This window comes from Amycolatopsis acidicola (genome assembly GCF_007713735.2).
Lineage (GTDB): Bacteria > Actinomycetota > Actinomycetes > Mycobacteriales > Pseudonocardiaceae > Amycolatopsis_E > Amycolatopsis_E acidicola.
This window is the reverse complement of the sequence record NZ_VMNW02000001.1, coordinates 292,765-306,476: the sequence shown is the minus strand read 5'-3', so window position 1 is coordinate 306,476 and position 13,712 is coordinate 292,765. Positions and strand designations below refer to the sequence as shown.

At 70.7% G+C, this 13,712-nt stretch carries 9 protein-coding genes; 4 read left to right on the top strand and 5 right to left on the bottom strand.

The genetic code is table 11. The features are described from left to right. Positions 1-113: 113 nt before the first annotated feature. Positions 114-980: an SseB family protein gene (locus FPZ12_RS01500; protein ID WP_144746456.1), complete on the bottom strand. Its 867-nt coding sequence runs from the start codon at positions 978-980 to the stop codon at positions 114-116. 36 nt (positions 981-1,016) lie between these two features. Between FPZ12_RS01500 and FPZ12_RS01495 the strand changes: the two genes are divergently transcribed. Continuing rightward, positions 1,017-2,696, top strand: a complete 1,680-nt coding sequence (locus FPZ12_RS01495; RefSeq protein ID WP_144746454.1) for a right-handed parallel beta-helix repeat-containing protein — start codon at positions 1,017-1,019, stop codon at positions 2,694-2,696. 371 nt (positions 2,697-3,067) lie between these two features. Here FPZ12_RS01495 and eccB read toward each other — a convergent pair whose 3' ends face one another. Both eccB and eccD read right to left on the bottom strand, forming a co-directional pair. After that, complete coding sequence (gene eccB / locus FPZ12_RS01490; protein WP_144746452.1) at positions 3,068-4,465, bottom strand: type VII secretion protein EccB; 1,398 nt, start codon at positions 4,463-4,465, stop codon at positions 3,068-3,070. 10 nt (positions 4,466-4,475) lie between these two features. Beyond that, complete coding sequence (gene eccD, locus FPZ12_RS01485) at positions 4,476-5,876, bottom strand: type VII secretion integral membrane protein EccD (RefSeq protein ID WP_144746450.1); 1,401 nt, start codon at positions 5,874-5,876, stop codon at positions 4,476-4,478. Between the two features lie 122 nt (positions 5,877-5,998). On the opposite strand from eccD, the gene eccCa reads away from it, so the two are divergent. Both eccCa and FPZ12_RS01475 read left to right on the top strand, forming a co-directional pair. Continuing rightward, complete coding sequence (gene eccCa, locus FPZ12_RS01480; RefSeq protein ID WP_144746448.1) at positions 5,999-9,979, top strand: type VII secretion protein EccCa; 3,981 nt, start codon at positions 5,999-6,001, stop codon at positions 9,977-9,979. Then, positions 9,980-10,303 carry a hypothetical protein gene (locus FPZ12_RS01475; RefSeq protein ID WP_144746446.1) on the top strand — a complete coding sequence of 108 codons (324 nt, stop codon included), beginning with the start codon at positions 9,980-9,982 and terminating at the stop codon, positions 10,301-10,303. It abuts the gene before it with no gap. Positions 10,304-10,324: 21 nt separating this feature from the next. Here FPZ12_RS01475 and FPZ12_RS01470 read toward each other — a convergent pair whose 3' ends face one another. Beyond that, a complete protein-coding gene (locus FPZ12_RS01470) occupies positions 10,325-11,374 on the bottom strand; it encodes a hypothetical protein (protein WP_144746444.1) in 1,050 nt (349 codons plus the stop codon). Beyond that, positions 11,371-12,516: a type VII secretion protein EccE gene (locus tag FPZ12_RS01465; protein ID WP_243769614.1), complete on the bottom strand. Its 1,146-nt coding sequence runs from the start codon at positions 12,514-12,516 to the stop codon at positions 11,371-11,373. Before FPZ12_RS01465 ends, FPZ12_RS01470 begins: the two co-directional genes overlap by 4 nt. 242 nt (positions 12,517-12,758) lie before the next feature. Here FPZ12_RS01465 and FPZ12_RS01460 point away from each other — a divergent pair, with 242 nt between their 5' ends. After that, positions 12,759-13,706, top strand: coding sequence for a sigma-70 family RNA polymerase sigma factor (locus FPZ12_RS01460; RefSeq protein WP_243769613.1), 948 nt, complete (start codon positions 12,759-12,761; stop codon positions 13,704-13,706). Positions 13,707-13,712: the final 6 nt, after the last annotated feature.

The following is a 13,712-nucleotide window of genomic DNA, read 5'->3' as shown; positions in this document are numbered from 1 at the left end:
CGAGCCCTTCCGGTCGCCAACGGGCCTGGGTCAAGGATTTCCGACTGTGCCAGGCAAAGGCAACGATCGCAAACCAATAGGGGTGGAGAATTTACGTCGCGGTAAAACGCCGGTCAGCCGTCTCCGGCGATCACCTCGGCGACGTCCGACATCAGCTCCAGCACGATGTCGCCGGGCAGGATCAGCTCCGTCCGGGTGCCGGGGTTGACCGCCAGCACGAACTCCTCGCCCGGCCAGTTCGCGAGCAGCAGCACGAACGGCATCCGCACCACGTGTGAGTCGGCGCTCTTCAGCAGCTCAGGGGCGGTCGCCGCGACGATCACCGGGAGCCCGGGCGGGCCGAGCACGTGCCACGGGAACCCTTCGCCGAGCGGATCCGCGTCCGGCCTCGTGGTGAGCACGAGCAGCTCCGCGTCCATCAACGCCGCCAGGAACGCCTGCCCGTTTTGCTCCCCCGAGGCGCGCACGAGTTCGTTCTCCAACTCCGAACCCGGGGCCCAGTCAGGGGGGCCCAGCGCGTCGAGACAGATCTCCCGGACCTTCTCGTGCACCGCCTCGCGCTGCATCTCGCCCATTTCCTCGTCGGACAGCAGCGGCTGCTTGCCCTCGGCGATGTCCACCACCTGCGCCAGCGGCAGCGTGGCGCCGATCGGCAGCCCGGGGTCCAGGAACAAAAGCCGTTCCGCGCCCGGAAAACGGTCACGCAGCGCGGAAAAACTCATGGCCACGTGCCCACGGGCGAATCGGCCGAGCCCGGCCGCCAGCGCCTCGGGCGACGTGTACGCGAGGACGAACCACTCCTCCTCCGCCGGGATCTGCTCGGCCAGCACACGCCAGTCCTCGCTGCCCCGCGGCGGGAGTTCGGGGACGTACAAGGGGGCGGTCGAAACCAGCCGGGCGTACTCGCGCCCGTCCTCCCCTTCGGTGGCGGCGAGGAGTCCGCGCTCGAGTTCGTTCGCTGGCTGCCATCCCGGTTGCATGTCCGAACACTAGCCTGATGGGGCTTAAATGGAGGTATGGCACGCACTCTGCTGGTGGCGCCCGGGCAACGCGGCGCGCTTCCGTCCATCCGGGACGCTCTGGAACTCGCGGACGAGGGTGCGGTGATCTCGCTGGCGCCCGGCGACTACGAGGAGCCACTGGTCATCCAGCGGCGGAAGCTGGCGATCAGCGCGCGGGAAGCCGGAACGGTGACGCTGAGTTCCCCGTTCCCCGAACAGCCGACGATCTCGCTCGTGCAGGCACACGTCGAGCTCATCGGGCTGGCCGTGCGCTCGACGGAGAACTCCGCCGTGCGCGTCAGCGGGGGCCGGGTGAAAGTCAGCGACTGCGCGGCGGAGGCCGGTTTCGCCGCCGCCATCAGCGTTTCCGACGGCGCGAACGTCGAACTGCACAACGTGAAGATCAACGGCGCGCAGTACGGCGTGGTGATCGAGGACTCCGACGGGCTGATGGATCGCTGTGAGGTCAAGGACATCGCCGACGACGGGGTGATCCTGCGCCTCGGCGCGCAGGTGACCGTGCGCAACACGACGATCGCCCGCTGCGGTTTCCGCGGCGTCTACATGTACCAGGCCGGGAATTCCGCGGTGGAGCGCTGCGACATCTCGCAGACCGGCGACGCCGGGATCGCCGTGGCGGACCAGACTTCGCCCACGCTCAGCTCGTGCTGGGTGCACGACACGCAGGGCAACGGCGTCACGATCGGACGCGGCTGCGGTGGGCTGGTCGACGAATGCCGCGTGGAGAACACCGCCGCCCCTGGCGTGCTGCTCGCCGAAGGTGCGACAGCGGAGGTGCGGGAACCCGTGTCCGGTAAGGGAAAGCCGCTCGTCGGCGCGGTCGAGAGCACGCGCAACCACCAGGACCTCGAGACGGTGGAACGGCTGCTCGGCGAGCTGGACGGGATGATCGGGCTGGCCGGGGTCAAGGACGAAGTCCGGGCGCTGATCGACGAGATCCAGGTCAACGAGTGGCGCCGCGGCGAGGGGCTTTCCGTTGGCGCGGCGAGCAATCACCTCGTTTTCGCCGGCGCGCCCGGTACCGGCAAGACGACGGTCGCGCGCATCTACGGGCAGCTGCTGCAGGCGCTGGGCATCCTGCCGAACGGCCGGTTCAAGGAGGTCTCGCGGCGTGATCTCGTCGGGCAGTACATCGGCCACACGGCGGAGAAGGCCGCGTCGGCGTTCGACGAGGCGCGCGGTGGCGTGCTGTTCATCGACGAGGCGTACACGCTGTCCCGTTCCACCGGTAGCGGCAGCTCGGACTTCGGCCAGGAAGCCATCGACACGCTGGTGAAGCTGATGGAGGACCACCGCGACGAGGTCGCCGTGATCGTCGCGGGCTACACCAAGGAAATGCTGGACTTCATGGACGCCAACCCCGGTCTGGCGTCCCGGTTCGCCAAGACGCTGGAGTTCGAGAACTACTCGCCCGAGGAGCTGGTGCAGATCAGCGTCCGGATGGCTCGGGGCGACGACTACCAGCTCGGCGAGAACCTGGACCTGGCGCTGCTGGAGTGGTTCACGCAGGTCGACCGGGACGCGAACTTCGGCAACGCGCGCGAGGCCCGCAAGCTACTGGAGCGGATGCGGAAGTCGCAGTCCTCGCGGCTGCGGCTGCTCGGCAGGCGCCCCGGCCGCGAAGACCTCCGCACCCTCGTCCTCGACGACCTCCTGGACGCCATCAAGGACTGACAGTCCACAACGGACGGCGTGTTGGCCCCTCCCGCGCGCGTGTTGGCGCCTCCCGCGAGCGTGTTGGCGCCTCCCGCAGGTGTGTTGGCGCCCCATGCAGACGTGTTGGCGCCCCACGCGGGCGCGTTGGCCCCTCCCGCGAGCGTGTTCGCCCCTCCCGCGAGCGTGTTGGCCCTTCGCGGGCGGGTTCGTCGCCGATAGCGGGCAACGCACAGACCCCGCCAGCCAACACACCAACGCGGGCGGCCAACACACGTACACCACCGGCCAACACACCAACGCGGGCAGCCAACACACGTACACCACCGGCCAACACACCGACGCGGGTGGCCAATACGGGCGGAGGCCGCGTGCCTATCCACAACGGACAGTCAGGACTGGGGCGTGGCGGGCATCGCGGCGGGGGCGAAGTCCAGTGTCGGGCCCTGCGGGATCCGTTGTACCAGCGCGGCGGGCATGTCCACGGCCTGCGACTCCGAGTAGCCGAGCGCCTCCAGCGCCTTCGCCGACGGCACCGGGTACCGCAGGCCGAGGTCGGTCACCAGGTTGTACGCCCCGGCGGTCGCGGTTTCCGAAGGCAGCGCCCGCACGACGGCGACCCCGCCCGGCGGCACCAGCACCCGGTCGGCCAGTTTCGTGCCCGCCCCGCTCTGCTGCGTGGTCTGGATGCCGGCGGCCAGCTGGCCGTTGTTCCCGCCGACCGAGATCACCGGCGCGGTACGGGCATCGCCGGTGCGGGCGCACAGCGTGGTGGTGTCCGAGCTGGTCAGCGCGGGCGGCCGCGTGGGCGGTGCGGCTTCGCCCGCAGCCGGGGCCAGCGCCGTGCTGACCGGCGCGGCGTTGGCGGCCGAGGCCGGGATCTGCTTGGGCTGCACCGAATACTGCCCCTGCAGGATCCGCACCTGCAGCTCGCTCAACGACGCTAGCCCGTCAGTGCGCACAAGGTAGTACTGCAGGCCCTGGTTGATCGGGTAGTACACGATGTCGCCGACCGAAAACCCGCTCAACAGCGCGGAAGGGCTGCCGCGGCCGGGCACGTCGATGGCCCCGATGTCCTGCCCCGCTGGCAACCCGTTCAGCCACGCCGAGCCCACCGCCACCGGGCTCACCCCGGCGCCGAACAGCGAGCGGGTCGCGTTCGCGTCGGTGATCCGGTACCGGTGGTCGTTCCACAGCAGGTAGTTCGTGCCGTCGAGATCGTCGCGCACCAGCAGCGCCTGGTCGTTCAGCGCGCGGCCGCCGGAAAGGTCCTGCCCCACCAGCAAAGTGGTGGTCGTGGTCTGGGTGCCGGCCGAGCTCGTGCTCAGCACCGAGCACATCGTCCACGGCGTGCCGGTGAGCCGGTCCGACTCGGGCAGGGACTGCGGTGCGCCGGGGATGCCTACGGTCGCCTTGCGCGGCAGGCCGGCGAGGTCCTCCCCCGAAACCCGGTAGGTGGTGACCGTGCTTTCGCCGCTGAGCAACCGCGCGCTCGCGTAGTTCAACGCCGGTTGAAGCGTGCCGGACCGGTAGACGTAGGTGGCCCCGGTCTCCCGCTCGATGATCACCGCGCCGTCGGACTTCCACGACGTGCCGCCGACCCCGGTGAACACGCCGTACACCCCGAACCCCGCGGCGACGAGCACCGCGATCATCACTCCGGCGAACACCGCGCCGACGCCGCGGCGCAGCGGGGTGACCTCCGGGTCCGTCTCGTGCACGATCAGCGCGGACGTCACGCGCTGCATCATGAACTGGTAGGCCTGCAGTTGATCCCGACGGGTTGGCACGAGCTCCCCTTCAGCCGACCGAGGCCATGAGGCCCTGCACGTACGCGAAGAACCCGGTGATGTACCCGGCGAACGGGATCAGCGCGAGGATCGCGAGCACGTCGACCACGTCGGCGATCCGGCCGAACCACGGCGTCGGGTTCTTGCGGCTGTAGACCATTCCGCTCACCGCGATGAGCGCGCCGACCGAGGCCACCGCACCGAGCGCGAGCGCCGGGCCCAGGTTCCCCGCCGCACCCGTGGTGAACTGCTCGGCCAGCGTCGCGGCCACCACGAGACCCGCCACCAGCAACGGGATCCGCTGCCGCGCGACCGGGAACAGGCGGGCGCGCAGCAGCAGCGAGAACGCCACCAGCGTCAGCATGATCAGCTCGGCGACCTCGCCGGGCCCGGCCACGAACATCGAGGCGAACACCGCGGTGGCCGCCACCCCGAGCAGCAGGCCGGAGAGGATCTCGTCCGCGCGGGCCGTCGCGGCGAACACAGCGGGCGCCGCCGGGGACGGGTCGTCACCGAGTAGATCCGCCGCGCGCTGCGGGAGCTGCGGCAACGGAAGGCGGCCGAGCCGGATCGCCAGCAGCGGATACGCCGGCAGCAGGCCGATCCCGATCACGAGCACGAGCGCCGCCGCGCTGTCCGGCTCCAGCGGACCGCCGACCAGCGCGCCGATCACACCGAGCAGCCCGGCCATCACCGCGGCGATGAACACCCGGCCCAGCACGGTCACGCCGAGGTAGCCCGCGATCCCGAACACCAGCAGCGCGACCGAGGCCAGAAGTAGTTGTGGCGCACCGAAAGCGCCGTACCCACCGGCCGTGGGCGCGGTGAGCAGCAGGCCGCCGACGAACGCGTGCGGCAGCGCGGAACCGGCGAACACCGCGCCCGCCTGCGCGTCCGGCACCGTCCTGGCGATCACGATCCCGAGCGCCGACAGCACCAGCGCCGCGCCGAGCAGGACCAGACCGGGCACCAGCCACGGCGGCCGGAAGAACAACGCGAAAAGCGCGCTGCCGCTGAGCACCGCGGCACCGACGGCGAGCCCGCACCGCCTCGTGGCGACCTTGCCCCAGCTGCGCCCGTACCGGCGCGCACCGCTGGCGATCGCCTCCACCAGGTCGTCGTACTCGATCTCGGGCCATTCCACCTGCCCCGGCACGAGGTGCAGCACTTCGCCGTCGCGGACCCCTTGACCGCCGAGTGTTTGCTTGGGGTCCAGTTGCTCGCCGGTGGGCCGCCGCAGTGCCCAGCCACCGTGGCTCTCGCCGGCGTCCGGTGCGTCGTCACCGGCATGGCGGAGCAGGTAGGGCAGGAGTTCGGCGACAGTGACATTTTCCGGCAGCGCCACGTCGATCCCGCGTTTCGGCGTGGTGATGGTGACCTTGGCCAGCGCCATGCCCATCGCGGATGTCATCGCGGGTGCTCCCCTTTCGCCGGGGCGGTTCCGATCATGATCGCCCTGCGCACCAATACAAGCACCACCGCGCCAGTGCTGAGCGCGCTTCGCCCGGCGGAGTTTCGGGGAGGGGTCGGATCTTGGGCACGATCGTAGTCAAGCGTCCGCTGCGGAGGCCCGCGCCGGAACTGCCGTCCGGCGAGCTGATGTTGGACCCGCCGCCGGAGAACCCGCCGCCCAGCGGCAAGAACTGGACCCGTGTCCTGATGATCCTGCCGATGGTGGCGGGCACCGGCGGGATGGCGCTGCTCATCGGCGGCGGCCGCGCGTCGGGCCCGCTGATGTACGTCGCCGGTGGGCTCTACGGCGTCGCCGTGCTGGGCATGATCCTGTTCCAGATCCTCAGCCAGAGCGGGCAGGGCGCCAGCAAACAGGAGATGATCGCCAGCAGGCGGCAGTACATGCGGCGGCTTTCCCAGCTGCGCGCGCAGGTTCGCGGCACGATCGAGGCCCAGCGGCACGCGATGTTCTATCGCCACCCCGATCCCGCCCGCCTGTGGTCGACGGCTCACAGCGCGCGCCTGTGGGAACGGCGGCCCGGCGACTGGGACTACACGGTGGTGCGGATCGGGCTCGGCCCGCAGGAGCTGGCGACCCGGCTGGTGCCACCGGAGACCAAACCGATCGACGAGCTGGAACCGTTGTGCGCCATGGCATTGCGGAAGTTCGTCACCACCTACTCGACGGTGCCGGACCTGCCGGTCGCGGTGGCGTTGCGCGGGTTCTCGCAGATCTACCTGGCCGGCGACCGCGAGCGCGCCCGCGCGCTGGCACGCGCGATGGCCGCCCAGCTCGGCACCTTCCACGCCCCCGGTGACGTGCTCATGGCCTGCTGCGTGCCGGACCAGGACCGGAAGATCTGGGAATGGGCGAAATGGCTGCCGCAGGCGCTGCATCCGACCAAAGTGGACGCCGTCGGCCCGATCCGCCTGGTGGCCAACAGCGTGACCGCGCTCGAAGCGATGCTGGACGACGTCGTCGCCAACCGGCCGCGGTTCAACCCCGGCGCCGTGCCCACGGAGGGTTCCACGCACCTCGTGGTGTTCCTCGACGGCGGCGACACCCGCAGCTCCGAGCACCTGATGATCGAGGGCGGCGTCGAGGGCGTCACCCTGATCAACCTCGCCGACGAACCGCCGCGCGTACTAGACCCCGTGACGCTGGTGCTCGACATCGACGAAAACGGCGCGATGACCAGCCGCACGATGGACGGCGGCGGCAGCGTCGGCACCGCGGATTCCTTCGACGGAGCCGGGATGCTCGGCCTCGCCCGCGCGCTGGCGCCGATGCGCCTGTCGAACGTGTCCTCCACGGAACAGCCGCTCTCGGGCTCGCTGGAGCTGACCGATCTGCTCGGCCTCGGCGATCCGTACGAGTTCGACCTGACCAAGAGCTGGGCCGCCCGGTCCAACCGCGACCGGCTGCGGGTGCCGATCGGCATCAACGCCGAGGGCAGGCCGATGGAACTGGACCTCAAGGAGTCCGCGCAGGACGGCATGGGCCCGCACGGCCTGCTCGTCGGCGCGACCGGTTCGGGCAAGTCGGAGCTGCTGCGCACGCTCGTGCTCGCGCTCGCCGTCACGCACGACTCGGAGATCCTCAACTTCGTGCTGGTGGACTTCAAGGGTGGCGCCACGTTCACCAAACTGGACCGGCTGCCGCACACCAGCGCGGTGATCACGAACCTCGCCGACGAGCTGCACCTCGTGGACCGGATGCTCGACGCGATCCAGGGCGAACTGCTGCGGCGCCAGGAACTGCTGCGCAAGGCGGGCAACTACGGTTCCCAGCGCGACTACGAGAAGGCCCGCATCGCGGGCGCCCCGCTGGATCCGCTGCCCGCGTTGCTGGTGATCGTCGACGAGTTCTCCGAACTGCTCACCGCACGGCCGGACTTCATCGACATGTTCGTCCAAATAGGACGAGTCGGCCGGTCGCTCGGCGTGCACCTGCTGCTCGCCTCGCAACGGCTCGAAGAGGGCAGGCTGCGCGGCCTGGATTCACACCTGTCCTACCGCGTCGGGCTGCGTACGTTCTCCGCGATGGAAAGCCGCGTGGTGCTCGGTTCGCCGGACGCGTACCAGCTGCCGCGCGCGCCCGGAAACGGTTACCTGCGCACCGGAACCGAGGACCTGGTGCGGTTCAAGGCCGCCTACGTCTCCGGCGTGCACCGGCGCGGGTCGGTCCGCCGCACCGACGACGAGGGCCGCCAGATCGACCCGGTGCAGGACTACTCGACGCGCTACCTGCGGCCAAGGCTCGCGGAAGCGTTGCCGCAGCAGGAGGAAACCCCGGACGAGCTCGCGGAAACCCTGCTCGACGTCCTCGTCGACCGGATGGAGGGCAAGGGCGCGCCGGCACACCGGGTGTGGCTGCCGCCGCTCGCGGAACCGCCCACGCTCGAAGACCTCGTGTCCACGCTGGTCGTCGACCCCGAGCGCGGGCTCACCACCGAGGCGGTCGAGCACCGCGGCGCGCTCCGGGCCGCGACGGGCATCATCGACCGCCCCGCCGAACAACGCCGCGACGTGTGCTGGGTGGATCTCGCCGGCGCGGGCGGGAACGTCGCCGTCATCGGCGGGCCGCACAGCGGCAAGAGCACCGTGCTGCGCACGCTCATCGGCAGTCTCGCGCTCACCCACACCCCGCGTGAAGTGCAGTTCTTCTGCCTGGACTTCGGCGGCGGCGGGCTCACCGCGATGCGGGACCTCGCGCACGTCGGCGGCGTCGCCACGCGGCGCGACGTGAACCAGGTGCGGCGCACGATCAGCGAAGCGCACAACCTGCTCACCGAACGCGAGCAGCGGTTCTCCGAACACGGCGTCGACGGCATGGCCGGCTACCGGAAACTGTTGCGGGAAGGGCATTTCCCGGAGGACCGGTTCGGCGACCTTTTCGTCGTGATCGACGGCTGGTCCACGCTGCGCACCGAGTTCGAGGACCTCGAACCGAAGGTGATCGAGCTGGTCAACCGCGGGCTCGCGTTCGGCGTGCACGTGGTCGGCGCCGCGAACCGGTGGATGGACCTGCGGATGACGGTGCGGGACATGTTCGGCAGCCGGGTGGAGCTGCGGCTCGGCGACCCTGCCGACTCGGTGTTCGGCCGCCGCCAGGCCGCGACCGTGCCCGAGCAGTCTCCCGGGCGCGGGCTTTCCCCGGACGCGATGCAGTTCCTCGCCGGTGTGCCGCGGATCGACGGACGGCAGACCGACGTGGATCTGGCCGAGGGTGTCGCGGAGTTCATCAAGGCTGTCAACGACGCGTGGCCCGGCCAAGCCGCGCCCGCGGTCCGGCTGCTGCCGCCGGAGCTGCCGTACCGGGCATTGCCGCCGGTGAACCGGGTGGACCCGCGCGGGATCGCGATCGGCATCTCGGAGGAGGACCTGCAGCCGGTGCACCTCGACTTCACCGCCGAACCGCACCTGTTGCTGCTCGGCGACGTCGAGAGCGGGAAGAGCTCCTTCCTGCGCGCGACCGCGGCGAGCCTGATGGCGCGCTACCGGGCGGACGAGGTGCAGCTCGCGGTGATCGACTACCGGCGCAGCCTGCTCGGGCTGGTCCCCGACGAGTATCTCATCGGCTACGCCGCGACGTCCTCGGCGGCGAAGGAGATGGTCGAGCTGACCGTCGACGCGATGACGAAACGGCTGCCCGGTCCGAACATCACGCCCGAGGAGATCCGCACGCGCAGCTGGTGGAGCGGGCCCGAACTGTTCCTCCTCGTCGACGATTTCGACCTGGTGGCACCGAACGCGCACCAGAACCCGCTGGCGCCGTTGCTGGAGTTCATGACGCAGGGCCGGGACATCGGCCTGCACCTGATCATCACCCGGCGCACCGGCGGCGCCGGCCGCGCGCTGTTCGACCCGGTGCTCTCGCGCGTCCGGGACCTCGCCTCGCCGGGCATCCTGATGTCCGGCAACCGGGAAGAGGGCCCGCTGCTGGGCAACCTGCGCCCGCAGCAGCTGCCGCCGGGCCGGGGTTGGCTCGTCACCCGCAACAAGGGCGCGCGGCTCGTGCAGCTGGCACACCTGCCACAGTCCGAAATGGAGGCCCGGTAAGTGATCGTCTGGTCCGGTCTGGGATTTCTCACGCTGCTGATCGCGGCCGCCGGTGGCGGCGGTGGCAGCGGGATCGGCGTCGCGTTCGGCGGCCCGAGCGACCACGCGAACGTCGGCACGGGGATCGGGCTGATGCTGGCCGGGGTGGTGATCTGGTTCGTCGGCCAACGGCTGAACCGGCCGGTGACGGTCGCGAGCCCGCTCGACGGTCGGCCCACCGAGGTGCGCAACCGGCACCGGTTCTTCTGGATTCCCATGCAGTACTGCGGCCCGATCGCCTCGCTCGCCGGCGTCGGCGCGCTGATCGTCGCGCTCACGCACTGAGCCGGGCGGCCCCGGCCGGGTTCAGTACCGGCCGGGGCGCCCGAGCAGGTCCAGTTCGGCCTTGCCGGGGCCGAGCCACACGTAGTGGTTCCCCGTGTCGGACATGATCGCCATCATGTCGTCGCGCAGCATCGGCAGCTGCTGCGAAGTGCGCGGGGTGAGCCGCAGGGCGGACGCGAGGATCTGCGCCTCGTTCGGGGTGAGCCGCTGCATCATCACGATGCTCGCGTGCGGCATGGCGGCCACGCGGTCCGGCGTCAGCCGCCGCAACACCGTCAGCCTCGTCTCCCACGCCACCGGTTCCGTCGCCGACGGCGGCTGGTCGGTGTCGTGGAGGACGAGCACCGGCGCGTCCGCGGAAGCCGTTGTCTCCACTGGGGATCCGGGCGGCAGCACGGCGACCCGGTCCGTCCGTCCGGTCGCGCAGCGGCCGAGGTCGGACCAGCCCGCCGGATGCGACGTCAGCACGCGCACACGTGCGCCGTAGCCCAGCGCGCGGTACGCGAGCAGGCGCGCGGCCCACGAACCGCCGATGAGCGACACCGTCGTCGGTTCCGGCTGGAACAGCGCGAGCGCCACCGGGAAGCCGGATTGGTTGCGGCCCAGGCGAAGTCCGAACGAAGCACCGGCGACCTGCAGCCTGTCCAGGTCCGTCGGCGACGCCTGGTGCCAGCCGATCCGCAGCCGCGGGATCGACCTGTGCCTGCGCTGCCGCCACTCGCGCTGCTCGGGAACGACTGGCGGCGGGCCACCACCGTTCGGCCGGTGCCCGGGCGGAGCAGGCGGCGCGGCAACGGAAAGCCCGAGCGGGCGCGCGGTTTCCACCGTGGCCACTGCCTGCGCGGCGGCCTGCTGACGATGCTGCGCCGGAGGCGGCGCGACAGCGGTGGTCGGCGGTGCGTACCCCTGATACGGCGCGCCCAGTACCGGCCTGCCCTGCGGCATCGGCTGTTGCGGCGGATACGGCTGCTGCTGAGGCTGCTGTACGGGTTGTTGTTGCGGCGGCGGGGGCGCCGCGGCTGCCGGGCCCGGCGGCATCGGACGTGCGGGCGGCTGGTTGGGCTGGTTCATCGCGCACCTCCTCCACTGGGCGCCGACGCGTAGACGGCCGGCGCGTGCTGACCGTCCAAACGGGACAGCCGCGCGCCGGCGCGCACGGCGATCTGCGTGACCAGTTCGCTCAGCTGCTTGTAGCGGTCCGGCCGGATGGCCGTGCGGACCAGGCAGCGCAGGCTCGTGCCCTCGTCCGCCGGCTCCAACAGCAGCGCCACACTCACCAGCGCCGCGGGCACTTCGAGGAACGCGGCGAGCAGGCTGGTGCCGCGCTCGGAGTCGGGCCACGCCTCGACCCAGAAGCATCCGTGCGCGAGCCGGGCGGAATGCCAGGCCTGCCAGTTCTCCCTGATCCGCGCGCCCGGCACGAGGTCACAGGATCGGGAAAGCGCTTCCACCACCCCGTCCGCGTCCAGCACCGTGGCCTGCAAACCCCGGCGGCGCAACGCCCTTTCCGCGCGTCTGGTCACTTCGGCGAGCACCACGGGCACGTCGACGTCGTCGCCCGGCCGGTCGATCATCGACTCGGCGACCTGACGCGCGTCCAACCGCACCGCGACCCACAGCACGTTCCCGCGCGGATCCCGGTGCGAGACGACCTGAATCACCACGCCCGCCTGCTCCGCCTCCGCCGCGATCGCGGACAACGCGCTCAGCGGCACCGGCGGGAGCGGACCGGAGACGGCGACCTCGAGCACGGCGAACCAGCCCGCGCCGTCACTTCCCATGCCCAGCTCGGAATCCCCGGGGCCGGCCACGTTCTCCACGACCAGATCCGGGGCCAGCTCGGACAACGCGGTCAGCCGCGGATCGTCCCGCGACTCGCCCGCGGACCCGTCGCGCGCGCGGAATCCCAGCCACAGCAGGAAACTCTCCGTCCACCAGCGCCCGCCTGCCCGGCCGAACACGAGGACCAACGCGACCAGCCCGAGCACCCCGCCGAGGATCATCGACCAGATTTCCTGGAACAGCACGAAGAACACGACGACCAGGACGATCTCGAACACGAGCAGCCTCGCGAGGCTGAGCACGCCGAGCCTGCCCGGGTTGCGGCGAGGCCGGAACCAGGCGGCACCACGGGGGCGGCCACGCGGCGCTTCGGGCGCCTTGAACTGCGTGGCGGCCTGCGGGAGCTGGCCCGACATCATGGGGGTAACCACTCGCTCAAACTAAACGATTCACCCGGCGAACGCCCATGCTCGATCCGCGGGAAAACACCGCGGAAGCCGGTGCTCCCGTAGTCCACCCGCACCCGTCCGCACCCCCTTACCCGCCCGGCGCTCTCGACCAGGGTGTTCACCCCGTTTTCACCTCCGGAAAACCGTCGGCCGGGTGCCAGCGTCGTCGGTCACGCTGAGGGGGCAATCTGGCCGTAGCAGTTCCTCCGGAGGGGCAAGGAAAGGTGGCGCCACCACTCGTCGACATCGAGCCGGACGGCACGACGGATCTGGTCCGCGCGTACCTGAACGGAATCAGCCGCACCGCGCTGCTCACGGTCGAGCAGGAAGTGGACCTGGCCCGCAAGATCGAGGCCGGGTTGTACGCGGAGCATCTGCTCGCCGAAAACCCCGATGTCGAACCCAGCCGCCGCGCCGATCTCCGCGTCATCGCCGGAGAGGGCCGGGCGGCCAAGAACCACTTGCTGGAAGCGAACCTGCGGCTGGTCGTGAGCATCGCCAAGCGCTACACGAACCGCGGGATGTCGCTGCTCGACCTCATCCAGGAGGGCAACCTCGGCCTCATCCACGCGGTCGAAAAATACGACTACACCCCGGGTTTCAAGTTCTCCACGTACGCGACGTGGTGGATCCGGCAGGCGATCAGCCGCGCGCTGGCCGACCAGTCCCGCACCATCCGGATCCCGGTCCGGCTGGCCGAGCAGGTCAACAAGGTCAGCCGTGCCCGCCGCGAGCTTTCGCTGCGGCTCGGCCGCGAACCACGGCACGAGGAGACCGCCGAGGAGCTCGGCCTGTCCACGTTCCAGGTGATCGAACTCCTTTCCTACAACCAGGAACCGGTCAGCCTCGACCAGGCCGTCGGCAGTGACGGGCGCAGTGTCCTCGCGGATTTCCTGCGCTACAGCACGCCGTACGCCCGGTCCGGCGAGGTGGTCGCCAGGCAGGTGCTCCGGCACGAGATCGACTCGCTGCTGGACACCACGCTCAGCGAACGCGAACAGCAGGTGATCCGGCTGCGCTGCGGGCTCGACGACGGCAGGCAGCGGACGCTCGACGAAGTGGGCCGCGAACTCGGCGTCACGAGGGAACGGATCCGGCAGATCGAACGCCGCACGCTGCTCAAACTGCGCGATCCCTCGCGGGTGGCCCGGTTACAGGCCTACGTTTCCTGACCGTCC